Genomic DNA, 24276 nt, shown 5'->3' with positions numbered 1-24276 from the left:
TGCCTGTACCACATTGCCCCGTTACCTCAGCTCCTCCGTGCTCGTCCACTCACCCAAAACAACGCAGGAATAGCGGCAAATTGGATCAACACTGAAAAAATAACCAGGGCAGGTAGCGAAAAATCATATAAAACGCCCATCAAGGCACTTCCTGCAAACCAGGCAAGTCCATAGCCCGTGTTGAAGATGCCATAGGCAGACCCGCGACGCTCTGGTGGCACAATTCCAGCGACAGCGGCTTTCATAATCGATTCCTGAGCACCCATTCCAATCCCCCACAGCACCATGCCCAGAATTGTCAATTGAGCATTTCCCAGAAACACCAGCGGTGCGAAGAACAGGGATAGCCCAACTGCCGCCATTAAACTCCTTAGCCCAATTTGATCAAACCAGCGACCAAAGGCTAAAGCCGCGATCGCATCCACGCCCATTGCCAGGGCATAGAGTAAGGGGATCTGGCTTTCTGTATCGGTTCCCGCCTGTTGTAAGTGAAAGGCAATTAAGGGGAAGTCGGCATAGCCTGCGGCAATTAGGGCGATCGCTCCCAAATAGATCCAAAAGCGACGTGGTAAACCCTCGGTATGCAAGTCGGCTGGGGAGGGTGGCTCAAAGTCACGCGGATCGGGGTAGATCCGTTGGGTAATCAGCAACACAAGTAAGCCAAGGACAGCCGGAATCACCAAAATCGCAAAGCCACCGCGATAGCCAAACTGCCAGGACAGCATGGCTGCAACCATCAACGGTCCTGCAACTGCCCCAATTTGATCCATCGCTTCATGCAAACCAAAGCCAAACCCTCGCCCCACCTGCATCGCTGCATGGGATAGCAACACATCGCGGGGAGGAGTCCGAACGGCTTTTCCGGTACGTTCTGCAATCATGAGTCCGGCAGCCGCCTGCCAGGTTCCCGTCAGAGCTAACAACGGTACAACAGCAGTGTTGATGAAATAGCCCAGGGTTGTAATGCCCCAATATTTGCGAGTGCGATCGCTGAGATAGCCAATCACTAACCGAAATCCGTAGCCAATCAGTTCACCCAAGCCTGCAACAATGCCAACGATCGTACCACTTGCCCCCAGGCTGCCCAGATAAGCTCCGGTAATGCTGCGTGCCCCTTCGTAGGTGGCATCAGCACAGAGGCTGACAACGCCTAGAAAAATGACAAACCATAATGCAGATTTCTTCATGTTATGTATTCATCCGCTCATAGACGGCGGAGGCAGAGGGTGAGAAACGGGTGAGATAGTTGAAAATCCAAAACTTGATGCAGGAATCCATAAAGACGGGCACGGTAGCAATGAAACTCTTGATAAAGGTGTCATTTTCCGGTAATCCAAAGTGATTGAACACACTCACTAAAATGACATCCCACCCCTCAACCGAATGGAAGCCGACAAACATATCGGTTACCAAGATCAGCAGAAATACCTTTGCTGGATCGCTTAAGTTGAGAAATGACCAGTTTGAAAAATTGCGAATCGTGATTAATTTATCTCGGTTAAAGAAGATAAGTCCAATAAAAACTATTAGAGCAACAACATCCGCAGCTACATTTTTCAGTCCGTTCAGGGCATGTTCTCGTGACTCATGCCAAAGTTCAGTAGCTTTTTCTTCTAACCGTTTTTTAGTTTCCTCAGTAGTCAATTGGGGTAGATTGCCAAGTAGTTGCTCGATTTCTAAAGTCTCCTTAAAATCCATAAACTCAGCATGAAATTCTTTCTGAATTTCTTGATTGAGTTCAATTTGCTGAGGATGATGATTGCCATAGTTATCTAGAAAAGGTTCAAAGATCAGATTTTTGGCAACAACCTGAACTGCAATGGGAACCAGGATTAGAATCAGTAGCCATCGAACTGCTAGCTTGTTTTGTTTGCGCCTCAGCCGCAACTCATGAATCACTTGCTGTTCATACTCTGGGGTGAGTTCTTTCCCAACCTGGGTGAACCCCTTTACTAAGGCACTGGCAGTATTCGATCGATTAGCACTGGAGCGACTCCGATTTGCATCCAGCACAACTGGATCGGTCGTTATGTCAGGGTTTGAACCATTTTTTTGATTGCCTGCGTCCGAGTTGAGATGTTGTAAGGCATGGGTAATCGATAATTCTGAATTGAGATCCTCTGATGTCAAATCTGGGTTAGCTGGACTGCGATCGCGGTATTTTCCCACCACTGACTCAATGAATTGGAGCTTCTCTAAAATATCCATTTCAACTAGAGATGGATGTTCCCAAGTTTGCACTAAAGGTTCATTGCCATTGGAAAAACTAGAGTCTGAAGTTTTGCTCAACAGCTTGTGATTAAACAGAAAAGCACCGACCCTGAACTTTACCAGGTTAATGCGAACTCTGGTTAGTTGGCGATCGCGTAAGCTCTTTACGTAGTCCACTACGGTTTTACTTTGTTGGGGAGTGTAAGCAATCTTTTCTCCAGCAAAGTAGTGTTCCTCCAATGCCCTAATCTCTTTTGCAGCATGATACGCTTCTTTGAGCGCATGGAGTTGCCTTTGGTTTAACCAACGATTGAAATTCAACTTATTCACATCAGCTAACATCGCTTATTTCCAGGTTTGCAAGTTGAATGAAATCCTCTCATATTTATTCCAAATGCCTGCCATTTATTATTCCGCCAATTGGTCAGTCATTGGAGAGGGATAATTCATAGATGTATTCCGGTAATCTGACGAATGCAGATCTTCCTGTAAATGTAAGTCTTCATGGGAACGTAAGTCTTCACCCCGAATCAAAACAATCCTGACGTGCTTAAGATCGGCATGATGGACTTCAACAAACTCCCGCAACTTGGCTTCCTGATCAATCAATTCCAGACATTGCGGTAAACGATGGGGCGTGACTTCATGATGATTGTGATGCAGTTCATCACCTTTGAGATAGCCCATATGCACCCGATGTAGCACCACCTGCTGAATCCCAAATTCTTTCGCAAGACGGGGAAGATGCCAATGTAGATGGGGAGAGGTTAGCCTGCGCCAGCGGGTCTTGCCATATAACCTGGCACCATGATGAAAGTAGAGCCGGAGTGCTGTCAGATGTCTCATGGGTTTGCCATTCTCCATTTCTAGAAAACCTAAGGGATTGATATCACTAAACAAATCGAACTCCAATGGCTGTTTGAGGCTAGGAAAAGTTGCTAAGCTAACGCCCTCCTCCACAAAGACTTTGGGATATTTACTTAATCCAATGCGTTGAGCACGGTAGATGCCTGCATGACCGGAAAAAAGATAGCTCACGACACAGGCAATTCCTGCAAAGGCTCCGGCGGGCAGTCCAAATAGCTCGATCGCCATGATGGTTGAAGCCAGCGGGGTATTGGCAGCAGCACCAAACACAGCCACAAAGCCCATGCCCGCAAGCAGATCGGAGGATAAGGGCAAAATCAAAGATAAAGCATTGCCCAACGTGGCACCAATGTAAAACAAGGGGGTGACTTCACCTCCTTTAAATCCGGCTCCCAAAGTAAGTGCCGTAAATGCTAATTTTGCGGCAAAATCCCAGGGAGGCAATTGTGTCTGAAACGCCTCTACAATCGTAGGAATTCCCAGTCCAATATATTTGGTGGTTCCCACTGCCCAAACTGCGATCGCAACCATCGCGCCACCCACCATAGGACGCAGCGGCGGATAAGCAATTTTGGACTTAAAGACATGCCCAATTTTATGCGTAACTTCTGCAAATAGGAGTGCCACTAAGCCAAAGACCGCACCGGCAAAGACTGCTGACAACAGATCGGCGGAACCAGCGGAGAAGTTTTCCAAACTCAGCACAGGAACGTTTGCCAGTCGATAGTTGGTGTGGTGAATGCCCCATTTCAACGTCACGTAATCGCCGACGATCGCCGCAACGATACAGGGAAACAACCCGTCGTAGCGAATTTTGCCGATCGCCAACACCTCCAAGCCGAAAACAGCACCCGCCAGAGGAGTGCCGAAGACAGAAGCAAAGCCACCGCTAATCCCCGTCATTAGAAGAATACGGCGATCCGATCCTTTCAGGTGCAAAACTTCGGTGAGTTGATCAGCAAGGGAAGCACCCATCTGTAAGGCTGTGCCTTCTCGCCCTGCGGAACCGCCAAACAAATGGGTCATCACGGTTCCCAATAGCACGAGCGGAGCCATCCGCAATGGAATCGTCTGTTTGGGATTGTGAATCTCTTCCAACAAGAGATTGTTGCCTGCTTCAACAGATTGACCAAAGTGGTGATAAATCAACCCACTCAGTAGCCCACCCAGCGGCAACAGGGCAATAATCCACCAATGTGCTTCACGCCAATCCGTTGCCCATTCCAACGAAGCTAACAATATGGCTGAGGCGGTTCCCGACAGAACACCTGCGATCGTGGCGATTGCTAACCATTTGGCAATTTGAGGTAGGGCAAAAAACTGTTCGATATCCTGTAGCCCTTTCATAAATGCATCGAAAAATGATAGAGAAAATGAATCGATAACCGGGTTAATTTGTGATGACGCTCAGGCGGATTGCTTGAATGATACGCAGACCCCGGCGTTAGGAAGTGTTCCAGCCGCAGCGATTGAAACGCCGCCATACAAGCCGCCGCACAACCCGGCAAATGCCTAGTTGATGAAACCTGAAAGTCAAATGAATCTTAAATGCTTGAAAATGCACAAAAAACAGCCTCTCAAAAACTAAACGCTAATACTTCACAAATGCTTTTTGCCAAAGCATCGACGGAACATGAAGTAGAAACTATTAGCCTTGAGGGCGGTTCTCTAGCCGCGCTAGAAGGTGAGTTTCATCACCACATACTGCAATATAGCAAGTCAACTTAAATTTTACAAGCAACGTCTGCTAGCAAATCTCTGAAATCCTGCTATGCAAATAAACGTGTGTAGATTGCGCTCAGGAGCAATCACCTTGCTAGAAGGAATCACCCTTAGCTAGGATGGTTCGGGCAAAAGTAACCTTACACCCAAAGGAACAAATTACATCAAAGGCTGTGCCTGCTCAAACTTGAGTCAAGGCATTCACTAGCCTGTAGACCTGAATTACGCCTTCTGTTTAGACAACGGTCAGGAAAGATTATGGATCTCATTCAAGAAATATTTCAGGCGATCGTCCTGGGACTGGTACAAGGAATTACCGAATTTTTGCCAATTAGTAGCACGGCTCATCTACTTGTTGTCACTAAAGCCTTCGGCTGGACTGATTTGGTAGAGCAAAAATGGTTTGTTGATGCCATTCAATTTGGCAGTGTCATTGCTGTTCTGCTCTTGTTGAGCTTGGTAAATGACTCCTTTAGAGGTACGCAACTCACCCAGTAGCATCGGAGATGTACCCAGGCAAATGACTGACTGCTGGCGATCGACACAACTGCAACGCCGCGTTAACTGCCTGTTGAAAGCCTGCCTCGGTGTTCTCAAACGAAAGGTGCTGACGAAAATAATTACCCCACAGGAACTCCTGAAAAGGGACATCGGATCTGGCATAGCCCCCTGCTTGCAACACGCCCCAAGCTAAACTGCGGTAGGGGTCATCCTGCAACTGGTCTAAACTAGCTGGAATGGATTCAACATCAACCCGTTGCCCATCTTTGTCGTAGGGATACACCCAGGCTTTCTCCTGCATCAATTGCCAAAACTCAGCCCTTGACCAATCCTGACAGTTTTCCCACACTTTGACATAAACGGTTTCTCGTAAACCCGTCATCTGGATCGCACGGGCACGATGATGGTGATCCACCACATAGGGCAGGCGATCGGGCGCAATCACAATGGGTAAAAAATGCTCCAACAGGTAAGCATCTAATTCATCCGCAGTCATTGCCTGAAACTGTTGAATTCGGTAGTCTACTTCTCGATAGCCCAACGCCACTTGAGCCGGATGAAGCAAGTTAACAGCGGCGAGGCTGAGTGTACCTGGAGATAAGTTTGGATTGTAGTCGGGTAGAGTTGGCATTTTATTGATTCCTATTGAATGGGTGCATGGTGAACAACATTAATCGCATCGCGTACCACAATTCCTCCTCCTACCATGTCTTGCACGAGTGGTAAGAATTGTTCAATCTTATCCGTCCGATCGATCATCGTGACGACCATTGGTAAATCCGAGGAAAGCTCAATAATCCCCAGAAACTTAATTCGCTCATGGTTAGTTTTTCCATACCCAGTCACACCCCGCACAACGGTTGCTCCCACTAATCCGTGACGACGCGCTTCTTCCACCAATGCCAGATGAACGGGCTTACCTTGCCACTGATCCGATTCACCAACGTAAATCGTTAATCGCTCAAAGTCGGTCATTGCATTCTCCTGATTTTGTAATGGTGTCAATTGCGGTGTGGGTTGGGCTAGTTGATCGGGCAATACTGGGGCATGATGCACGACGGTAATGGGTTCCTTAATTGCCAAACCATATTTAACCAGGGCTTGAACCTGCGGGAGGTAGCGATCGATCGCCTCCGGTTGATCAATTGCTGTCAGTACCATCATCATTTGCATCGCCAGTTCTGGCATCCAGTCCACACTGATATGGCGATCGCGTTGTCCATAGCTCACAGCCGTCCGCATCACCGTTATTCCTGCAATGCCGGATTGACGCGCCGCATCTATCAACGCCCGGTAGAGTAATTTACCCTGAACGGAGTCCCCCTCTGCCACATAGATCGTTAATTGTTCTGCATTTTTCATTCGCTTCTCCTGCAAATGCTATAGCCGTTGTGCCAGAGCAATACCCAGTTCGACTCCTAAAAACCCCATCAATGGACTGCCTAACCCATATAGCACTGCCCGTTTATAACTTGCCAGCTTGAGCAGATTTGACGTATCTAAGGCGTAGGTGGAAAACGTGGTGTAAGACCCTAAAAAACCAATAATGACAAAACTATTGAGCAGTGGATCAGCTTGGATGGATTGAAACAGTGTTGCAAAGAACCCAATCAAAAACGTCCCAGAGAGATTAATGATAAACGTGCCAAAGGGGAACTCTCCGCCGAGTTTTTCCACACAAACCAGCGTTAAATAATAGCGGCTAAGGGCACCTGGGATAGCTCCTAGCGCAATCCAAAGGGTTAGCAAAAGAGGGGTTTCCATGTTGGGTGTATTGATGAACGGGGAGAGATCAGGAGATATCGCTAACCCAAAGGGGTCAGTTTGACCGATCGCGGTTGTGGGGCGTTTCCCTGGAAGGGTCAAGCTTGCCAAGGAGCCATTCTGCAAATGCGATGCCGAACTGCAAGCTCATGAATCCTAACATCACACTTCCCGCCCAATAAAACAGGTCTGCCTGTAAGCGATCCTGCTGCAACAAATGGGCACTATCGAGTTCATAACCGGAAAAGGTGGTATACGACCCCAAAAAACCCGTCAGGAGCAGCAGACGAATATCAGGATGTAGACTAATTACCTGTCCTAAAGATAGCGTTGCCAGGAAGCCCATTGCCAAACATCCGGTCACATTAATGACCAAGGTGCTGTAGGGGACATCGATTCCCAGAAGGTGATTCATGGCCAGTCCAAAATAATATCGCCCCAATGCACCAGCGATCGCCCCCAGGGAAATGGCAGCAACGGTTCGCACAACGGGCTGTCGCAAAAATGGCTGTTTCAGCATGGTAAACTCTCCAAATTAGGTTGACGAACTGTCAATGCGTTTGCATTGGCTTTCACTAACAGCACATGGAGCGGTCTGTTTTCTAAAATAGCTTGAGACACCCACCCGACTAAACCAGGTTGCCTCCAACAGGTGGCAAGTTCATCGGGATAGCGCATTTTAAGATTCTTTTGATTTTCAGGCAGCAGTCCCCCCGCTTCAGCAGGAGGGATAGGGGCAAACACCAGAGCAACCATAGGGGATGCTCCACCCAGAGTCAACGGGGGAGAACGAATGGGTTCATGGCTACAATCCCACCGGAGCGATCGGCTCAATCTCGGGTATCGTGCCGCCCACCTGGGTGGTACGCAACACCAGCACGGTGGCTCCTCGTTGTAGAAAGGATATGATCACCGCATCACTGGCGATTCGGGGCAGTACGGTGCGCCAGCTCACTAGGGCAGTGGCCAACTGCTTGACGGGGTCATCTTCGAGACTGCTACCCAAAACAGCTTCGTGGTTCTGCCAGTCGGCTCGGGCGGTGCCCCAGGGCAGCAAATCACGCTTGAGCGAAAGTCCAATTTGCTGAAGCTGCTTGACCTGCCCAGCCTGGTCAGGATGCGTCTGAAGCCAGGACACTGAGTCGGACAGGGTTGTCGTAGCCCGGTTGATCTGCTGGAGGGCAGCATAAAGTGCCTGATTAGAGTCTTGAGCACAGTTGTTGGCGGGTCCGACATAGGTGATGCCGCTGCCATCACCAGTTCGGTAGCGGGCCATCATGATTTGGAGTTGGTGCAGCAGCAGTTCTAAGGGACAGACAACATCGCCGTCAATGTCGTAGCGGTTGGTGAAAGCATCGAGTTTGATCACCGCATCGCGCACCGGGCGCAGGTTAAGCCACCCAAACTGGCGATCGCCCATGTAGTTTGACCAATGGTGACGGCAAGCAATCAACCCATCACCATTTTGGGTATAAACCTGAAAGTACTGCATCTCTAGCCGCAAGTCATCAGTTAGAGGCTCTTGAACCACCTCTGCCAATCCATAGGCAAAGTGACCAAAATAGATTGGGCCTCGTGCCGCTGGTTCGGTCATTTTTCCGCCCACGCCGCCGTAGACGTGGTTGAGGAGCAGCCGATCACCTAGATGAAAGGAGGAAGAAGCCTTTTCGCTTGCCCGCAGCAGTACGGAGCTGATCGTACCCTTGACTCCCTTTACTGTCCAGGAGACCTGTTTGAGGTAGCGATGGGTGGCGGTTTTGCCAACGATCTCTTGATCAGGGATAAGGGTAAACAATGCGCGCGGGGCCAGAGCCTGTACCACAAACCGCCCCCTGCGGTCGGGCGCACCGTAGAGATACCAGCCATCCGGGTTGCAGGGCGATCGCTCCAAGTTTTGGTTACTAGAGGGACGCAAACCATTGATGTTGGGCACCACCTGGGGCAACCACACCACCTCTTCAAGTCCATCGAACTGGCGGGTACTTCGGTTGAAATGACGAATGCGATAGAGCATACCGTCGGCAGTGGTCTGACTAGGGGCAATAAACTGGGCGATTGCATAGAACCGACCGCTGATCTGAGCCGGGTCTTGATCGATCAAAACCTGCACTACCCCATTTGGCAAGGAATCTATCTGCACTGGGCCATTCAGCATCACTACCATGTTGTCTGTGGGCCTGGCTCCAGCCAGTGACTCCAGGGGGCCCACCTGCCGCCAACCGTTGAGCCGTTCGGGCACCACCTTGCCTTGGTGACGGCTATAGTTAGCATCGGCACTGAAGTGCAGATCCCGCGTCACTGTGCTCAAATACTGGCGTACCCAGGGAGTGTCTTGCCAGCTCAGCCAGACCCGTTGACTGACCAAGTGGCTGTAGTCAGCAGTAGCATGGTGTACTTCAAACCAGACCCCATCTTGGGGTTGCCGCTGATCTAAGGTGGGCAATATCAGCCGACCCATCCAGGGGGCAATGGGACGGTAGTAGGCAGCATCGACCACTGCCCCCAGGGGATAGGCTTCTGGTTGGTTAAAGTCTCCCTGTTGAGCCAGACTATAGCTGCTGGGGCGAGGAGCAGTGCTGGGTTGCTCCAACGGCAGCTTTTCCTGCAAAATGTCAGTCACCCAGTCCACCGTTTGCTGAAGGTGGGTGCGACCGTCGGGTAAGCGCAGGTTAGGGTCAAACACCCCCCCTGGTGTCTGATGCCCCACTGGGCCCAGGGAAATAAACGTCACCAGCCCGCGCTTTTTAGCTCGATTCCAGTATGAGAGGAACATGACTTTCCAGCGCTTGGGAAACAGCACCGGGCCAGTGCGCTCCACTGGGTCTTTGTCGCCTACGAGGTGGTAGATGTGGTTGAGGTTGAGAATTTTGTTGTGCCCGCAGAAGACTCCCGCCAGGGAGATAATATCGAGGGGAGCATCCAGCGATTGTTGCAACAGCGGAGCTGCCCCCATGGCGATTTCGCCGCCGCCGCTAAAGCCTAGCAGCGTGATCGGCACCCGACTGCCTGGACGATAGCCCTCATTGATCAGTCCGTTGTAGATCACCTGGGCCATGCCACGGTTGTAGACAGGACCGTAGCGCGTATCAGCCGACACCAGCACCACTAGCAAATTGCGAATGTTAATTAACATTCCCAGAACTTTGAAGAAGCGCTTCGATCGCAGCCAAGTCACCAGTCGCCAAAATGCCGACATCGGTCGATCTTCTATCAGGGGTTTGTTCAATACCGAGTAGGGCGTAATACCCCGCACCACTACCATGTCTGGCAGGGACTGACCCAGAGCACTAAGAAACTGCTCTGCTTCTGGGGCATAGGTAGACTTAAACTGGCCGATACCGTCGAGATAGACGATGTAGCGCCTCGCCTGAGTTGAAGGCAATGGCTCTTCGGCGGTGCAGGGTGTTCTGTGCGGGTCTACTTGATCGCCATACCATCCAGCCCACCAACCCAGTGTCTCCAAGGGACTGAGTAGGGCTGCAACAATGAGTGCGCCCAGTCCCATCAGCAGCAGATCTAAGAAGATCCGTTCGGTCTCATGCCCCACATTACCCCTGAGCAAGGCTAGTGGGGGCAGCATTTGGGGTAGCAACACTAAGGGTAACAACACTAACCCCCCAGGGGCGATGTACCTGACTTGACGAAAAGTGTGCATCATCTGATTCCCCATGCTAATCCTCATAACATTTTTCGCCTGGCGGTACTAATGCCCCCAAGAGAAATGACCGACTGAAGTGACAACTGATGGAGGAGTAACTGAGTCAACGATCACTTAATCACCACCTTGGTTTCTGTTTGAATTATCAACTGCTTTGGTAAAGCTGCTTTGTACCGTTTGCTCCAGTTGACGCAGATTAGTAACCAGCGGAACCCCAGCCACCGAGCTAGAAACCCAATGCCCCAGGGTGATCGCCGGGCGGCCAATTGTCCGTTGCATGATCTGAAACACCACCCAGCCGCAGATGGCACTGCCTAGCACTTGCCAGCGATCAAGCTCAGTCACTACGCTGAATCCGCGTACAAAGGCCAACAGACTCCAGACTGACAGAACCACGTTAATTGGTACCCCCAGGTAGGGAATGGCCACTAAAAAGCTCCACAGTAGAGGGGCGTAGGACAGCCCCAATACCCGAAACACCTTCAGAAATGAAACATCAACCCCATATAGCAGATGACTCACCACCCACACACTCAACACCCAAAAGGCGACGCTAAAGACAAACAAAATTGCCGCAATGCCCAGACTCAACACAAACCGAATCGGTTTTACCTGGTTCAAAAACAGTACAATCCCCTGTCCTATGCTCTGGGAGAGTCCGACTAGCAAAATTACTGTGATCGCTAGCAGGATGCCCGCAGGATGAACCTCAATCGCTCGAAAAGCATCAGGATTAAGGGCGTTGGCTTCCTGCACCAGCGACCAAAACTGAACTAGCCCGGTTGTCATTGACTCAGGCATGAGAGCAGTCTCCACTATAATCAGCCCGTGGTTGAGATAGCACCAAGGCACTATATTCGTTGAGAGGTAGGATAATCTAAACTGCCGCCATTGTATAGTTGTGCCGTGCCAGTTTATCGTTTCAGCGATAACATTGCTTCGAGAGTTTTGCAGACAGTTGAAACCGGATTTTCGCCATGAGATGGGAATATACCTTCTCTAACTCTGCGAGCAAAAAACAGCCGAGTTTGCTTTTTCGGGGATAACATCTGGAGCAACGGAGGTTCAGAAATCTCCCATTCTGGATCAATCAGACTGCTCGAATAGATCATCGCCAATCATCGCCATCGAATTTGAGTCGTTGTGATGACGAATCCTGAAGTGGAGATGACGAATCCTGAAGTGGAAGTGACTGCCAATTTTGGATGCCGCAGTGCTATTGGGCTTTGCTAATGTGTCCCAGGGGGATGTCACCCTGACCCGCGTGGGGCGCGACTTTGCCACAACGACGATTCTACGCAGTAAGGATCTGTTCCGGCAGCAAGTTCTGGAGCGAGTACCGATGATTACCAGCATGGTGCAAACCCTGCGGGAAAAGCAGAATGGCTCCATGCGATCGGAGTTCTTTCTGGATTTACTGGATGAACATTTTCCCCACACAGAAGCCGAACGATTGTTTGCCACTGCGATCGATTTGGGACACTATGCAGAATTATTTGAATACGATGCGGGGGAGGAACGGTTGTATTTGCCGGAGGCGGTTGATATCTTCAAAGAAGAATGCCTTGCCATCACCTGTATAAGATTCAATTCTGGCAATACAATCTCTATTATGCACAAGGTAGATCCGACTATCTCTCATAATGGTTTCGCTTCTGCCAGAACCCGATCGCGGATGAAATAGTGAAGAGATTTTTCTGTCACAACATCAACTTTGTGACCCAATAAGGTTTCTAGATCGTGAATTAATCCGACCGGGAACCACGGAGTCAAATTTTCACCCAGATCAATTAGAAAATGGATGTAGGAAATCGATATCGCTGTCAGGGGTTGCCTCTCCTCTGGCAACTGAACCAAAAATTCGCACATTCCGCGCCCCATGTTCAGCAGCAGTTGCCAGGATTCGATCGCGGTTGTCCCAAAGTAGCTGTTCAAGTTGACTCATTGTCTGGAAGTTTGGTTTGCTCATTGGACATACCTCCACCTTCCATTTGGATACATTTCAATGATATTCTCCTCACCTGCCAGAATGATGGTTGCTCCTCACGATCGCTCATGGTTAGAGCAGAACTCTTGCCACTCATAGCCAAATATTGAGACCTGGAAAGCTCAGAATGCTTAAAAACGGCGATCGATCGTGCATCTCCTCGCGCTCCACCACGCTTACGACTCCTCCTGCCCCTCCAGCGACACCTGAAGCTCATATCTTAGCTTGCTCTGCACCTCGCTTAACTCCGCTCCGTCGGCTCACCCTTGGTAAACAGCAGGTTCGTCTTAATGCCCGTATAGGGATTAAACACCCCATTCGGCTGCCGCACGATTCTATCCTTCACATCCTGCTGCCTACAGTCTGCTAACTGTTTGGAAGCGGTAGGATAAAGGCATCTCATCGATCGCCCATCCTGTCTATGAGCAAAACCATTCTGATAGTCGAAGATGAAGTGGAAATTGCCCGGTTTGTGCAACAGCTTCTCGAAAAAGAAGGCTTTACCTGCATTCATTACCGAGACGGAACGCAGGCTCTGCGCTTCTTCCCAGAACATCAGCCCGATCTGGTCATTCTGGATTTGGGGCTACCCGGAATGGACGGATTGGAGTTTTGTACTCGTATTCGCAAGCAAGCTAATGCGAAAGATCCCTACATTCTGATGCTGACGGCACGGGGAGAGGAAATCGATCGCGTGATTGGGCTATCCACCGGAGCAGACGATTATCTGGTCAAGCCCTTTAGCCCCATCGAACTGGTAGCGCGGGTGCGGGCATTGCTACGACGATCGCTGCGGCAGGAAGTACCATCCCAGGTGTATCAAACTCCCCACTTCACGGTGGATGTCGATCGCCATATTGCTCAAAAGACTGACCAGGGAGCGATCGAAGAATTAGATTTGACAACCCTGGAGTTTGACCTGTTAGCCACCTTTGTCAGCACTCCAGGGCGGGTCTGGAGCCGGACGCATCTGGTGGAGAAAATTTGGGGCGAGGACTTCTTTGGCGATGAGCGCGTCGTTGATACCCACGTTGCCCGCCTGCGAAAAAAAATTGAGCCAAATTTAGCTCACCCCTGCTTTATCAAGACGGTGACTGGAATTGGCTATAAGTTTGAAGATGAGGAAACCTGATGCCGATGCGACTGGGACTGCAAACCCGTCTACTGATCTCCCATTTGCTGGTGATGCTAACGGGACTCATTAGTTTTTTGATTATCAGCAATGCGGCATCGCAGCATCTGTTCTCTGGACATCTGGCAGATCTGGAGGATGCCGGGCTAATTATTCGCTCCACTCGTCTGGTTTTGTTCGCAGGTTTTCAAGCAGCATGGCATGGCAGCAGCCTGATCGCCATGTGTGTGGGAACCCTGGCTGCGACTGGTTTAAGCTATTGGATTGCCCAGCGTATCACCCAACCCTTGAACCAAATGGAGCGGATTGCTCGCCAATTTGCGGCGGGACAATTTGATGAGCAGGTGCCTCCCAGCAGCATTCCAGAATTAGATCGCTTGGGCAATAGCTTTAATCGTTTGGCAGTCAGCCTGGAAGATGTGGAAATGCGCCGACGAGAATTGATTGGCGAAGTCACCCATGAGTTGCGAACACCCCTAACAATCGTGCGGGGATATTTGGAGGCATTTGCCAATCAGCAGATAGCACCCACGCCGAAGATCTACACGCTGATGGTGCGGGAAACCAAACGATTAGAACGGTTAGTGAATCATCTCCAAGAACTGTCAAAAGCGGAAGCTGGACATTTAACGCTGAATTTACAGCCGATCGCATTACCGACCCTTTTGGGGAACCTGATGCAACAATTCTCGACCCAAGTCTTGGAAGATGAACTGGTTTTACAAATGGATTGTCCTCCTAATCTTCCACCTGTTTTAGCAGACTACGATCGGCTAGAACAAATTTTAGTGAACCTGATTGGGAATGCCCTCCGCCATACCCGACGGGGTTCCATTACGCTCCAGGCATGGGAAGATGCTCACCAGGTTTGGGTTGCAGTGCAGGATACAGGAACAGGTATTGCCCCCGATGAACTTCCCCATGTGTTTGAACGATTCTGGCGATCGCGGCAGAATCGGCAGGATGCGAAAGGGACGGGCATTGGGTTGGCGATTACCAAACGACTGGTTGAACTTCAGGGCGGACAAATTGAAGTGGAGAGCCAACTGGGGCAGGGCAGCACCTTTCGCTTTTCATTACCGATCGCCTGATGACCGATTGATGGCTCTATTCTCCTCCATTTGTTGGAATACCTGCATTGGAATACATACATCTTGCAGCTTTTCCGATCCTCCGCCCTCGGATCAATTCGGGGCTAATTGCTGAAGTCTGTTGATGAAAGTTAAAAATTTAATCCGGTCATTGTGAATATCCTCTGACTGGGCGGGCAAGATGCCCACCCCACAAGACCATTACTCTACTACTTTCTTAAGTTCATAAATGGACTAAAACCCTTTATCCAGAAGGCTTTCAACCCATTTCGATGGGTTTGATCCATTAGCCCGCAATTCGTTACAGGGCAGGTGGGATAACCCAGTGCAAGATCTGAGAATAGATGCATTGCCACAACGATGCCATACTCCTGCCATAGGCAACTTTTAAACTGAACACACTCCGAAATAGAACCCTTCCTGACTCCGAATTTCTACCACTCTGACAATCAAATCTCTCCAATTCGCGTAAGGTGGGCCACCTGGCGGCGCAATCCTCAAGGCAACCTATTGCTCAAGGGATTGAATTCATTGTCCTGTTTACTTTCTATGCGCTTTCATCGCGGTGTTTTCTACGATCTACAGCATAGTATCTTTCATAAAATCATCATGATATCTTCAACATCCCTATTCTTAATAAGTCTTTTAATTATCCTGTTTTTATTTATTGTTGTGATCAAAATTGTCAATTATCTGTTCCCTCGTTCAACCAAGAGAGCACAACAGAACAAATCGAATGCCTTTAAGCATTAAAAAACCTGAGGAATGAAAGCTAATATTCATGAGCTTGCTCAATAGGAGAGGAATGAAATTGCAACGCCCTTGGTTGGCGATCGCCGGAATGGCGATCATGCTGACGGCATCCTTTGCTGCCTGGTATACGTTTGTTGCAGGGGCACCCCAGCTTGATGCTCCGGTTGTTGCCGCCGATTCTAGTTTGCCCTTTCAGCTAGAAAGCTTTCCCAGTCAGGCAATGGGAGAGAACCGGCAGTATGGCGTGATTTTACCCCCCGGATACGAGCAACAGCCCCAACGGCGATATCCAGTGATTGTGCTGCTGCATGGTGGACATGATGATGCCCTGTCCTATCGAGATAAGTATGCGATCGCCTCTATTCTTCAGCAACTTTACAGCACTGGTAAGCTGCCTCCCTCGATCGTAATCATGCCCAATGGTAACGACGATCGGAGGTCTAACCCGCTCTTTGATCCAGCGTATTACAACGGAACTCACGGCAAATTGGATACTCTGATTGGCACTGAACTGGTGCAGGTCATCAAGTCCCGCTATCGCACCATCAATGATCCGCGCTTTTGGGCAATGGGAGGCATTTCCTCAGGCGGATGGGGAGCTTTTAATATTGGACTGCGTCACCTAGACACCTTCAACATTTTGTTCAGTCACAGCGGCTACTTTACCGATGAGAGTGGTGCAGCCAATAGCCCTGAAGCATTTGTCAAACAGGTGGTACAGCCCTTATCTCCGCAGGAAAAGCAGCATCTTCATTTCTACTTAGATGCTGGAGAAATTGACACAGAATTTGTCGCTTCAACAAAGCAGTTTCACCAAACCCTCGATCAGTTAGGTATTGCGAACGTGTTTTATACCTTTCCAGGAGGACATGGACTCGCAGGAACTGACATTGGTTGGAACTATTTTCGAAAACACCTAATCGACTCTCTAAGCTACGTTGGAACACAGTTTGAGACAGCAAGTCAAAACTAAGTTTGGGCATGAGCGATGTGTGGAAATACGTATATTAAACACACATCGCTACATTGCAAAAACTAAGTTTCAGACTCGATGCGGTTTTCCCATGTACCATTCATCAGAATTTTCCAGATCTTCCAGTCTCCTTTGAGAATCTTCGATCGCAATATTTGCTCGCTTCAAAAAATCATTCCAGTTCCTTTCACCGTCGGCTTTGTTGGCAAACGATCTCTGAAGCTGATGAGACCATCTAAACTCCTGCCAGGAAACAGTAACAGATGGAATCCAACCGTCTTGATCGGCGAATTCTTGAAGGCTGGCACTGAGCGAACCAAAATCAGATAGATTAAATGCCATTGCTTTTTCTCCTGTTTAATTAGAATGTTCCTGCATCGCCTCAATATAGGCAATTTCTTCAGGGCTGAGTTCCTCCAAATGAATAGAATGGGGAGATAAAAGCTGGAGCAAACTGAGCTTGGAAGTTGTTTCATCTGCGATCGCGGCATCCTCCACAACAGGAGCACCCACCAGACTAAATCCAGTCAGAACCAGTACCGAAACAATTCGCAGTCCAATAGCTTGATTGTTCATTACGAATTCCTCATTAATTCGAGAATGGATGCAATTCTGTCAGCGAGTTGTGATGAAGTGATGTTAAAGTTGTTTCAATTAGATGGAGATACAAGTTAGAACGTCATTGTTTAATGTATTAGTTTTAGGTCGTTGTCAGTTCAATCAAGTTTGATGAATTGAATTCTAAGAAATACAAATTTAATAACCTGAAGTTCTTGTGGGGTGGGCATCCTGTCTGCCCAGTCGAAGAGGCAGGACGATAGGTAGGTTATTAATCCACGCTCCTAAGACTGTACTAAATCCGATCGCGTGGTGTGTTTGGAGTAACGATAGTGGAGTCGTGCTGCGGATGAGTCACGCCCCAGGCTTGAATCGAAAATATTGCCATTCGGGCGATCCCAAGTAACATTCCCAGTGTGATGATTAGCCTTTCTGACACAGACAGCTTTCTTTTTTTCTTCATGAATCCTCAGTTCAAGCCCTCGTCAGCCAACTAAAAATTTGATCCAGTTGTTCGAGCGTCACAAACCCATACTGCCAGAGAATGAGAGGAAGTTGAGTTCCGCAGTCCTGGTGTCTTAGAGCCATAGCAATTTCATTGGCTGGAATACCAAGGTCATTTTCTAAAAAGCAGATCAATTGTGAATGAAGAGAAGCGTTCATCAGATTTTGTCCTTTTCAGTTTAATTCCAGCATCCTAGTTCTTTCCTGTGGCAGTGATGTATCAGTGATATTGCAGTTCTGCATAATCTGAAAGTGTAGGAGAAACGCTCTCGCTGTGGCTCTGTCTGGATTGTTTGCTGCTGAATTCCTCTCCTGGTTGGGGCGATACTGGAGCAATCAACTGCCTGGTGCATTGTGGGTTCATGCCGCTGGGACAAGAAAGGAGCTAATCCAAAGATCAGCCCCTAAGCCTCTTATCCATCGCTCACAACGAAATTTATTTCAGTGCCAAGTGATAGTCGGGGCTGATCTCCTGAGCAACAGCGGCAACTTGCTCTTTAACCCGATGCGGAAGCGGTACATAACCAAGCTGAGTGCTCTCATCTTGCCCTTTGGTCAAACCGTACTCAATCATGGCTTCAATCGCCTTTGCTTGGTCGGGGTTATTGTAGTGCTTTCGTACCAGCATCCAGCTATAGGTCACAATGGGGTAGGAATTGGCACCTTCTGGGTCAGGAATAAAAGCTCGCAGGTTATTGGGCAGATGCACTGCTTCCAGGGCTTTTTCTGCTGATTGTTCAGACGGTTTAACAAAATTCCCAGCTTTGTTCTGTAATGCCGCCATTTGCAGACCGTTCTCCTTCGCATAGCCGTATTCGACATAACCGATCGCCCCTTCGTTTTGCTGAATTTGGGCGGTTACTCCTTCGTTTCCTTGCGCGCCAATGCCTGTGGGCCAGTTCACATTTTTACCAGAGCCAACCTGTTGTTTCCAGACAGGACTAATCGCACTCAAATGCTGAGTAAACACACCTGTAGTACCGCTACCATCTGAGCGGTGAACAACAGTAATGGGCAGATTGGGTAGTGTGAGGGTTGGATTGGCTTTGGCGATCGCTGGGTCGTTCCAGTTTGTAATCTTGCCCAAGAAAATATCTGTATAGACTTCACGGGGAAGCTTCAATTCACCCTGAACGCCTGAAATGTTATAAGCCAACACCACGCTGCCTGCGGTCATGGGCAACATCAGCACATCACCATTCACCGCCGCAATCTCCTCATCGGTCATGGCAACATCGCTGGCTCCAAAATCAACGGTTTTCTTTGTAAATTGCTCAACCCCAGCACCACTGCCGACACTGAGATAATTGACCTTCAGATTGGGATTGCGCTGATTGAGATCATGAAACCAACGTTGATAAAGCGGAGCGGGAAACGAGGCACCAGAACCATTCAGCATCACTTCTTGAGTTAAAGCGAGTGTGCTGGGGGATGCTTGCGGAGATACTTTTGTCGCTGTGGTCGGATTGCTCGCTTGATTCGGAGTTGAACAGGATACTAAACTAACCATTAGAGCGGTTGCAGATGCAAAGACTAGAAACCGAGTAGAACGTTTGGACATTGTACGTGTAACCATAGGAATTCTCCAGTGGTGAAAAATAAGCTGAAACACGCTGAATCATGACAAAACAATGTTTTGGTTCGGTAGTCAGTTTGTTTCGTAGTCAAAATGCAGTATTAGCCAGGTTGGCAATAGGATATTTTGTTTGAATAGGACTAAAGGTACTGAGAAACTATGGCAAAGTTGCGTTAGCTCAATGGCAATAGCGTGACATGGCCACCAGCGAAACTAAGGTGTCTCCCTTTTGCAGCAGATCTACGTTACCGTAGGCTTGAATCGCAGGGCGAAGCGGACCCCAGGTCTGCTGAAGCTGGTTAGCAACCCTTTGCAGTTGAGCAATATCACCGCAGAAAAAGCCGAACTTGAATTAAAATCACTCGCTTCAATTACCGATTCTTCAGCAAGTAATGAGTCAGCAGCGGCAGGTATAACTGCGCCGAGATTCAGCATTCCCAGTAGCATAACCATTGTAACCAGATTCGTGATGGCTTTCATCGCGTACGCTCCTTGTCATTCACGTTTTTCTGAAATTTGAGCAATTTTAAGTTTTCTAAGAAATCTTAATCAGATTCACGATCTTAATCGCATAACATCTCCCCAAGCGGTTCTGAAAGCAGCGATCGATAGAGTTTTTGTGTCTGAGCCGCGATCGTGGCATAGTTAAACCGTGTCCTGACCCAGTGTCGTCCGGCCATCCCGTAGGCATCGTAATGTTGACGGGTTTAGTCGGGGTGGTCAACCTGGTGACGGCGATCGCCCCCGGTCTGCCAACTCGTGTAGCAGTCGCTTCTCCAACGGCAGCTTCGGCACTTTCAATCGTTTTTTAACGACATCCGCTGCATTTTGCAGTTGGAATGATGAATTGCAATCTCAATGCATCAATAGCGTAGATGAGAGCTTAGAGGGTGTTTGAGAAGCCAGGAAGGTCGTAAAAAAGCTCACTCAGTGTAGGCTGCGAATAGCAAATATCTACAGCCCTGAGTGAGTCAGATGAGTAAAGCATATCCCAGTAACCTAACCCGCGCCCAATATGAGGTTTTGAGTGAATTAATTCCAGCAGCAAAGCCAGGTGGTCGTCCTCGCAGCGTTGACCTGTGGGAGGTGCTCAATGCCATGCTCTATGTTCTGGTTGAAGGCTGTCGTTGGCGTTCTTTACCTGGTGATTTCCCAGCCTGGCAGACGGTGTACACGTACTTCCGCAACTGGCGATTGGACGGCACCTGGATTTCCATTCATGACCAGTTGCACCAGTGGGTTCGCATCGATGCGCAACGCTATCCTAGTCCATCAGAAGCGATCATCGATAGCCAAAGCATCAAGAGTGCAGCAGGAGTTCATCAACAAGTTGGCTTTGATGGAGGCAAGCTGATTACAGGACGCAAACGATTTTTAACGGTGGATACGTTAGGACTGGTTTTGCGGGTGTTTGTGAGTGCGGCAAACCTGGGGGAACGCGAAGGGGGCAAACGTGTCCTCAAACGAGTCAAACGGATGAAGAAAAAGGTTTCACGCTTAATCACCATTTGGGTAGACGGCGGGTTCGATGGCGCCCCTTTTCTGATGTGGGTGATGGATGTTTGTCGTTGGATTGTGCAAGTTGTACTGCGACCTGAGCAAACCAAAGGCTTTAGCTTGCTCAAAAAGAGGTGGGTGGTAGAACGAACTTTTGGTTGGCTAATGGGATGCAGACGGTTGGTCAGAGACTATGAATTATTACCAGAGACATCAGAAACCTTGATCTACCTTGCCATGATTCGGATTATGGTGAGGCGGTTGGCATAAATTTGACACCTCAAATCTTTTCAAACACCCTCTTAGATTCGAGTAAATATAGCAATCACTTATCACAACTAATATGCTGCGAGAAGACAAGCCAGATGAACTGAAAATCACAAGAAACGTAATAAGGCTAGGTGACCAAACCTACCAGCTACGCAACATTACGAGGGTCGGAGTACACAAGATCAAACCTAAGTATTTCTTTCGATTACCTGAAGGTTCTTCTCAAAACAATAACAAATCGAGTAATGCAGATTCTGGTGGTGCAGCATTCATTGGACTTCTTGTAATTGGATTTATTGCAGCCTATTGGCAATATGCTTTACTCATATTGATTGTCTTGGTGGTTCTGATCGTCCTAGAACGAGAGATGAAACCAAAAGAATATGCTCTTATATTAGAAACCGCTTCCTCAAGCAAGGCATTACTGATCAGTCGAAACGAAGCTTTTCTGAGAGAAATTTCTCAAAAGATACATGACTATATGGATGATCTTATAAGTTTATCCTCTTACACTTTCGATCTGCGGCAAGACAACTCTATTAGAGTTGGAGGAGACATGAGTGGTAATGCCGTAACAGGTGACAACAATCGAATTAATTAGGGAACTCGAAAGTAACAGGGAGTTGAATAGAGATGCAAAATAGATCTATTAACGTTGGTGGTTCATTTAAGGGAACGGCAAACAGAGACAACTCTGTTATTCACAATCATATTGATTCAGCAGATCAGAATGTTGCTGAGGTTGTGGCAGAGATCTTGGATCAATTGCAGCAAAAATATCCCAAAGCATCAGAAATTCAGAAACAAACTGTTTTCCAAATGGAGCTTCAACAAAAGATGAGGGAGAACCCAACTCTGAAAGCCCGTTTTCTAAGTTCTGCAAAAGCAGGTGGATATGAACTCGTCAAGGTGCTGACTAACAACCCATTTGTTAGCGTACCGATAGAGATCGTAAGGGGTTGGATTGAAGCTGAACCCTAGTTAGTTCCGCAGGCTAACACTGCGCTGCACTGGACTGCTGGTTTGTGCTGGCAAGGGTGCAAAGGGTATCGGCAGCCAGTGAGCTTTGCCGTTATGCCGCTTAGTCCTTGGTTAGGACGTAACCGAAAGTTAACTTGTTAGTGTTCAAGTTGAAGTCAATACATGAACTTACAAAACCTGAAGTGGACGAAGAATATCAAACCAATGGGTCAGGAGTCTTGGGCTTACCAAGTTTTTAAGCCTGGAAGCCTCTTTAAGTTGGCTTGGAAAGATGACGAAGGTAATGCCAGCAAACCACAGCGAGGAGATCTAATATTACTTCGGCAAGGTGGCTATGTTACGCACCTTGTAGAAGTACTTGATTACAAGCCAGAACGTGAAAAGTGGCAAGGTGATTTCAATATCTATCGAATCGTTGAAGTGCTTTGGGTAATTGATTGGAATAATCTCCCTAATTCTGCAAAAGCGGATGAAGTATTTGGTTACCCAGTTAGGCTTCAGGGTGGCGACGTGATGTTTCTGGAAACAATGCCCACTTTTCAGCAACACTGGCAAAATCAGGGCGGTTTGCCCGCATTTCAAGAGCGTGTTCGGGCTATGCTCACTCTACCTGAGAGCAGCGATAATAGATAGGGTAAGTATGAAGTGCTGAGTGGAGTAGCGATGACTGAGTTGCTTGAACGAGCAATCGCCAGGTTACAAGCCTTACCTGAAAGCGAACAGGATGCGATCGCTGCAATGATTTTGGAAGAGATAGAGGACGATCGGCGTTGGGATGAATCATTCTCTCGCTCACCGAATATTCTTGCAAAACTGGCTGCTTCTGCAATAGCTGAATATCATGCAGGTCAAACCCAAGAACTTGACCCAGAGACACTGTGAAATCGCGCACTACTACCGAGTTTCGTAAACTATTCGCTAATTTACCTAGACAGGTTCAAGAGCAAGCCCGTGCAGCGTATCGTCAGTTTAAGGAAGACTCAAGCTATCCAAGTCTACGCTTCAAGAAGGTTCATCCGGTGTTGCCGATCTACTCTGCCCGTATTAGCAAAAGTTATCGAGCGGTTGGGCAATTAGATGGAGATACAGTGATTTGGTTTTGGGTAGGTTCTCACGCAGAATACGACAGATTGTTGGAGCAGTTGTAGCAGCACGGCATAACAACCCCAATGCACCCGACCGCCGAAAGTCTGTCTGTAAGTGTTCGAGGTTGTCTGCGGCGGGTGATTGGGAACGTTAGAGGGTGTTTGAGAAGCCAGGAAGGTCGTAAAAAAGCTCACTCAGTGTAGGCTGCGAATAGCAAATATCTACAGCCCTGAGTGAGTCAGATGAGTAAAGCATATCCCAGTAACCTAACCCGCGCCCAATATGAGGTTTTGAGTGAATTAATTCCAGCAGCAAAGCCAGGTGGTCGTCCTCGCAGCGTTGACCTGTGGGAGGTGCTCAATGCCATGCTCTATGTTCTGGTTGAAGGCTGTCGTTGGCGTTCTTTACCTGGTGATTTCCCAGCCTGGCAGACGGTGTACACGTACTTCCGCAACTGGCGATTGGACGGCACCTGGATTTCCATTCATGACCAGTTGCACCAGTGGGTTCGCATCGATGCGCAACGCTATCCTAGTCCATCAGAAGCGATCATCGATAGCCAAAGCATCAAGAGTGCAGCAGGAGTTCATCAACAAGTTGGCTTTGATGGAGGCAAGCTGATTACAGGACGCAAACGATTTTTAACGGTGGATACGTTAGGACTGGTTTTGCGGGTGTTTGTGAGTGCGGCAAACCTGGGGGAACGCGAAGGGGGCAAACGTGTCCTCAAACGAGTCAAACGGATGAAGAAAAAGGTTTCACGCTTAATCACCATTTGGGTAGACGGCGGGTTCGATGGCGCCCCTTTTCTGATGTGGGTGATGGATGTTTGTCGTTGGATTGTGCAAGTTGTACTGCGACCTGAGCAAACCAAAGGCTTTAGCTTGCTCAAAAAGAGGTGGGTGGTAGAACGAACTTTTGGTTGGCTAATGGGATGCAGACGGTTGGTCAGAGACTATGAATTATTACCAGAGACATCAGAAACCTTGATCTACCTTGCCATGATTCGGATTATGGTGAGGCGGTTGGCATAAATTTGACACCTCAAATCTTTTCAAACACCCTCTTAGGTTGCTTTGCGTTATCTGGGGGAACAACGGTTTGAAAGCTTCCTGTGAAAAATGGAAGTTTTATAGTTGATTTAG

The 24276-nt window shown here is 48.5% G+C and carries 26 protein-coding genes, 4 pseudogenes and 1 riboswitch; of the genes and pseudogenes, 13 read left to right on the top strand and 17 right to left on the bottom strand.

Annotation, left to right across the window (positions count from 1 at the left end; all coding sequences use genetic code 11):
- Positions 1-26: 26 nt before the first annotated feature.
- From OXH18_RS22645 to OXH18_RS22635, 4 genes and pseudogenes are all read right to left on the bottom strand, one after another.
- Positions 27-1187, bottom strand: a complete 1161-nt coding sequence (locus OXH18_RS22645; protein ID WP_268609754.1) for an MFS transporter — start codon at positions 1185-1187, stop codon at positions 27-29.
- Position 1188: 1 nt separating this feature from the next.
- Entirely contained in the window at positions 1189-2553 is a 1365-nt protein-coding gene (locus OXH18_RS22640; RefSeq protein ID WP_268609753.1) for a hypothetical protein, read from the bottom strand.
- A 66-nt stretch (positions 2554-2619) separates the two neighbouring features.
- Positions 2620-3057 carry a DUF190 domain-containing protein gene (locus tag OXH18_RS25400; RefSeq protein ID WP_315874784.1) on the bottom strand — a complete coding sequence of 146 codons (438 nt, stop codon included), beginning with the start codon at positions 3055-3057 and terminating at the stop codon, positions 2620-2622.
- Positions 3058-3147: 90 nt separating this feature from the next.
- A pseudogene (locus tag OXH18_RS22635) lies at positions 3148-4425 on the bottom strand (voltage-gated chloride channel family protein); the annotation flags it as partial.
- A 285-nt stretch (positions 4426-4710) separates the two neighbouring features.
- Positions 4711-4786: riboswitch (Fluoride riboswitch) on the bottom strand.
- Between the two features lie 272 nt (positions 4787-5058).
- Between OXH18_RS22635 and OXH18_RS22630 the strand changes: the two are divergent.
- Positions 5059-5247: pseudogene (locus OXH18_RS22630) on the top strand (undecaprenyl-diphosphate phosphatase); the annotation flags it as partial.
- A gap of 40 nt (positions 5248-5287) precedes the next feature.
- On the opposite strand, the gene OXH18_RS22625 reads toward OXH18_RS22630, so the two are convergent.
- The 7 genes from OXH18_RS22625 to OXH18_RS22595 form a co-directional block, all read right to left on the bottom strand.
- Positions 5288-5932: a ParB-like protein gene (locus OXH18_RS22625; protein WP_268609750.1), complete on the bottom strand. Its 645-nt coding sequence runs from the start codon at positions 5930-5932 to the stop codon at positions 5288-5290.
- 11 nt (positions 5933-5943) lie between these two features.
- A complete protein-coding gene (locus OXH18_RS22620) occupies positions 5944-6663 on the bottom strand; it encodes a DUF190 domain-containing protein (RefSeq protein WP_268609749.1) in 720 nt (239 codons plus the stop codon).
- Between the two features lie 18 nt (positions 6664-6681).
- The gene (crcB, locus tag OXH18_RS22615) at positions 6682-7065 is read right to left on the bottom strand and encodes a fluoride efflux transporter CrcB (RefSeq protein ID WP_268609747.1); all 384 of its coding nucleotides are present in this window, start codon (positions 7063-7065) and stop codon (positions 6682-6684) included.
- Between the two features lie 55 nt (positions 7066-7120).
- Positions 7121-7585, bottom strand: a complete 465-nt coding sequence (gene crcB, locus OXH18_RS22610; RefSeq protein ID WP_268609745.1) for a fluoride efflux transporter CrcB — start codon at positions 7583-7585, stop codon at positions 7121-7123.
- On the bottom strand, positions 7579-7821 hold the full coding sequence (locus OXH18_RS22605) for a hypothetical protein (RefSeq protein WP_268609744.1): 243 nt from the start codon (positions 7819-7821) through the stop codon (positions 7579-7581). The genes crcB (OXH18_RS22610) and OXH18_RS22605 overlap by 7 nt, the downstream gene beginning before the upstream one ends.
- A 49-nt stretch (positions 7822-7870) precedes the next feature.
- Positions 7871-10723 carry a CAAX protease gene (locus tag OXH18_RS22600; RefSeq protein ID WP_268609743.1) on the bottom strand — a complete coding sequence of 951 codons (2853 nt, stop codon included), beginning with the start codon at positions 10721-10723 and terminating at the stop codon, positions 7871-7873.
- 114 nt (positions 10724-10837) lie between these two features.
- Complete coding sequence (locus tag OXH18_RS22595) at positions 10838-11524, bottom strand: YIP1 family protein (RefSeq protein WP_268609742.1); 687 nt, start codon at positions 11522-11524, stop codon at positions 10838-10840.
- Positions 11525-11915: 391 nt separating this feature from the next.
- Between OXH18_RS22595 and OXH18_RS22590 the strand changes: the two are divergent.
- A pseudogene (locus tag OXH18_RS22590) lies at positions 11916-12266 on the top strand (AAA-associated domain-containing protein); the annotation flags it as partial.
- A 95-nt stretch (positions 12267-12361) separates the two neighbouring features.
- Here OXH18_RS22590 and OXH18_RS22585 read toward each other — a convergent pair.
- A pseudogene (locus OXH18_RS22585) lies at positions 12362-12668 on the bottom strand (nucleotidyltransferase family protein).
- Positions 12669-12837: 169 nt separating this feature from the next.
- Here OXH18_RS22585 and OXH18_RS22580 point away from each other — a divergent pair.
- The 4 genes from OXH18_RS22580 to OXH18_RS22565 all read left to right on the top strand — a co-directional run bounded on the left by OXH18_RS22580 (position 12838) and on the right by OXH18_RS22565 (position 16659).
- On the top strand, positions 12838-13080 hold the full coding sequence (locus OXH18_RS22580) for a hypothetical protein (RefSeq protein WP_268609740.1): 243 nt from the start codon (positions 12838-12840) through the stop codon (positions 13078-13080).
- Positions 13081-13131: 51 nt separating this feature from the next.
- Positions 13132-13842 (top strand): response regulator transcription factor, encoded by a 711-nt coding sequence (locus tag OXH18_RS22575; RefSeq protein WP_268609739.1) that lies wholly within the window; start codon positions 13132-13134, stop codon positions 13840-13842.
- A complete protein-coding gene (locus OXH18_RS22570) occupies positions 13842-14933 on the top strand; it encodes a sensor histidine kinase (RefSeq protein WP_268609738.1) in 1092 nt (363 codons plus the stop codon). The genes OXH18_RS22575 and OXH18_RS22570 overlap by 1 nt, the downstream gene beginning before the upstream one ends.
- Before the next feature lie 805 nt (positions 14934-15738).
- Positions 15739-16659, top strand: coding sequence for an alpha/beta hydrolase (locus OXH18_RS22565; protein ID WP_268609737.1), 921 nt, complete (start codon positions 15739-15741; stop codon positions 16657-16659).
- Positions 16660-16728: 69 nt separating this feature from the next.
- Here the strand turns inward: OXH18_RS22565 and OXH18_RS22560 are convergent, their stop codons facing one another.
- The 5 genes from OXH18_RS22560 to OXH18_RS22540 all read right to left on the bottom strand — a co-directional run bounded on the left by OXH18_RS22560 (position 16729) and on the right by OXH18_RS22540 (position 19777).
- Positions 16729-17001, bottom strand: coding sequence for a hypothetical protein (locus tag OXH18_RS22560; RefSeq protein WP_268609735.1), 273 nt, complete (start codon positions 16999-17001; stop codon positions 16729-16731).
- 15 nt (positions 17002-17016) lie between these two features.
- Complete coding sequence (locus OXH18_RS22555) at positions 17017-17235, bottom strand: hypothetical protein (RefSeq protein ID WP_268609734.1); 219 nt, start codon at positions 17233-17235, stop codon at positions 17017-17019.
- A gap of 456 nt (positions 17236-17691) precedes the next feature.
- Positions 17692-17805 carry a DUF2949 domain-containing protein gene (locus OXH18_RS25395; protein WP_315874782.1) on the bottom strand — a complete coding sequence of 38 codons (114 nt, stop codon included), beginning with the start codon at positions 17803-17805 and terminating at the stop codon, positions 17692-17694.
- Positions 17806-18157: 352 nt separating this feature from the next.
- On the bottom strand, positions 18158-19297 hold the full coding sequence (gene pstS, locus OXH18_RS22545; protein ID WP_268609732.1) for a phosphate ABC transporter substrate-binding protein PstS: 1140 nt from the start codon (positions 19295-19297) through the stop codon (positions 18158-18160).
- 240 nt (positions 19298-19537) lie between these two features.
- Positions 19538-19777: a hypothetical protein gene (locus tag OXH18_RS22540; RefSeq protein ID WP_268609731.1), complete on the bottom strand. Its 240-nt coding sequence runs from the start codon at positions 19775-19777 to the stop codon at positions 19538-19540.
- Positions 19778-20272: 495 nt separating this feature from the next.
- On the opposite strand from OXH18_RS22540, the gene OXH18_RS22535 reads away from it, so the two are divergent.
- The 7 genes from OXH18_RS22535 (at position 20273) to OXH18_RS22505 (ending at position 24165) form a co-directional block, all read left to right on the top strand.
- The gene (locus OXH18_RS22535) at positions 20273-21064 is read left to right on the top strand and encodes an IS5 family transposase (protein WP_268607476.1); all 792 of its coding nucleotides are present in this window, start codon (positions 20273-20275) and stop codon (positions 21062-21064) included.
- A gap of 73 nt (positions 21065-21137) precedes the next feature.
- A complete protein-coding gene (locus OXH18_RS22530) occupies positions 21138-21665 on the top strand; it encodes a DUF6232 family protein (protein WP_268609730.1) in 528 nt (175 codons plus the stop codon).
- Between the two features lie 32 nt (positions 21666-21697).
- The gene (locus tag OXH18_RS22525; protein WP_268609729.1) at positions 21698-22045 is read left to right on the top strand and encodes a hypothetical protein; all 348 of its coding nucleotides are present in this window, start codon (positions 21698-21700) and stop codon (positions 22043-22045) included.
- A gap of 162 nt (positions 22046-22207) precedes the next feature.
- Positions 22208-22678 (top strand): hypothetical protein, encoded by a 471-nt coding sequence (locus tag OXH18_RS22520; RefSeq protein WP_268607709.1) that lies wholly within the window; start codon positions 22208-22210, stop codon positions 22676-22678.
- A gap of 30 nt (positions 22679-22708) precedes the next feature.
- Complete coding sequence (locus tag OXH18_RS22515; RefSeq protein ID WP_268607708.1) at positions 22709-22927, top strand: hypothetical protein; 219 nt, start codon at positions 22709-22711, stop codon at positions 22925-22927.
- Positions 22924-23193 (top strand): ParE family toxin-like protein, encoded by a 270-nt coding sequence (locus OXH18_RS22510; protein WP_268607707.1) that lies wholly within the window; start codon positions 22924-22926, stop codon positions 23191-23193. The genes OXH18_RS22515 and OXH18_RS22510 overlap by 4 nt, the downstream gene beginning before the upstream one ends.
- A gap of 180 nt (positions 23194-23373) precedes the next feature.
- Positions 23374-24165 (top strand): IS5 family transposase, encoded by a 792-nt coding sequence (locus OXH18_RS22505; RefSeq protein WP_268607476.1) that lies wholly within the window; start codon positions 23374-23376, stop codon positions 24163-24165.
- Positions 24166-24276: the final 111 nt, after the last annotated feature.

The sequence above is a fragment of the Thermocoleostomius sinensis A174 genome (assembly GCF_026802175.1).
Classification (GTDB): domain Bacteria; phylum Cyanobacteriota; class Cyanobacteriia; order Elainellales; family Elainellaceae; genus Thermocoleostomius; species Thermocoleostomius sinensis.
The sequence above is the reverse complement of the archived record's forward strand: the minus strand, read 5'-3'. Positions and strand labels throughout refer to the sequence as shown.

Coding starts and splice junctions, on each gene's coding strand:
- OXH18_RS22520 (WP_268607709.1), top strand. CDS start 22,208: ATGAACTTACAAAACCTGAAGTGGACGAAGAATATCAAACCAATGGGT.
- pstS (WP_268609732.1), bottom strand. CDS start 19,297: ATGGTTACACGTACAATGTCCAAACGTTCTACTCGGTTTCTAGTCTTT.
- OXH18_RS22570 (WP_268609738.1), top strand. CDS start 13,842: ATGCCGATGCGACTGGGACTGCAAACCCGTCTACTGATCTCCCATTTG.
- OXH18_RS22560 (WP_268609735.1), bottom strand. CDS start 17,001: ATGGCATTTAATCTATCTGATTTTGGTTCGCTCAGTGCCAGCCTTCAA.
- OXH18_RS22580 (WP_268609740.1), top strand. CDS start 12,838: ATGCTTAAAAACGGCGATCGATCGTGCATCTCCTCGCGCTCCACCACG.
- OXH18_RS22525 (WP_268609729.1), top strand. CDS start 21,698: ATGCAAAATAGATCTATTAACGTTGGTGGTTCATTTAAGGGAACGGCA.
- OXH18_RS22530 (WP_268609730.1), top strand. CDS start 21,138: ATGCTGCGAGAAGACAAGCCAGATGAACTGAAAATCACAAGAAACGTA.
- OXH18_RS22620 (WP_268609749.1), bottom strand. CDS start 6,663: ATGAAAAATGCAGAACAATTAACGATCTATGTGGCAGAGGGGGACTCC.
- crcB (WP_268609747.1), bottom strand. CDS start 7,065: ATGGAAACCCCTCTTTTGCTAACCCTTTGGATTGCGCTAGGAGCTATC.
- OXH18_RS22505 (WP_268607476.1), top strand. CDS start 23,374: ATGAGTAAAGCATATCCCAGTAACCTAACCCGCGCCCAATATGAGGTT.
- OXH18_RS22565 (WP_268609737.1), top strand. CDS start 15,739: ATGAAATTGCAACGCCCTTGGTTGGCGATCGCCGGAATGGCGATCATG.
- OXH18_RS22555 (WP_268609734.1), bottom strand. CDS start 17,235: ATGAACAATCAAGCTATTGGACTGCGAATTGTTTCGGTACTGGTTCTG.
- OXH18_RS22595 (WP_268609742.1), bottom strand. CDS start 11,524: ATGCCTGAGTCAATGACAACCGGGCTAGTTCAGTTTTGGTCGCTGGTG.
- OXH18_RS22605 (WP_268609744.1), bottom strand. CDS start 7,821: ATGGTTGCTCTGGTGTTTGCCCCTATCCCTCCTGCTGAAGCGGGGGGA.
- OXH18_RS22640 (WP_268609753.1), bottom strand. CDS start 2,553: ATGTTAGCTGATGTGAATAAGTTGAATTTCAATCGTTGGTTAAACCAA.
- crcB (WP_268609745.1), bottom strand. CDS start 7,585: ATGCTGAAACAGCCATTTTTGCGACAGCCCGTTGTGCGAACCGTTGCT.
- OXH18_RS22625 (WP_268609750.1), bottom strand. CDS start 5,932: ATGCCAACTCTACCCGACTACAATCCAAACTTATCTCCAGGTACACTC.
- OXH18_RS22645 (WP_268609754.1), bottom strand. CDS start 1,187: ATGAAGAAATCTGCATTATGGTTTGTCATTTTTCTAGGCGTTGTCAGC.
- OXH18_RS22515 (WP_268607708.1), top strand. CDS start 22,709: ATGACTGAGTTGCTTGAACGAGCAATCGCCAGGTTACAAGCCTTACCT.
- OXH18_RS25395 (WP_315874782.1), bottom strand. CDS start 17,805: ATGGCTCTAAGACACCAGGACTGCGGAACTCAACTTCCTCTCATTCTC.
- OXH18_RS22600 (WP_268609743.1), bottom strand. CDS start 10,723: ATGATGCACACTTTTCGTCAAGTCAGGTACATCGCCCCTGGGGGGTTA.
- OXH18_RS25400 (WP_315874784.1), bottom strand. CDS start 3,057: ATGAGACATCTGACAGCACTCCGGCTCTACTTTCATCATGGTGCCAGG.
- OXH18_RS22540 (WP_268609731.1), bottom strand. CDS start 19,777: ATGAAAGCCATCACGAATCTGGTTACAATGGTTATGCTACTGGGAATG.
- OXH18_RS22535 (WP_268607476.1), top strand. CDS start 20,273: ATGAGTAAAGCATATCCCAGTAACCTAACCCGCGCCCAATATGAGGTT.
- OXH18_RS22575 (WP_268609739.1), top strand. CDS start 13,132: ATGAGCAAAACCATTCTGATAGTCGAAGATGAAGTGGAAATTGCCCGG.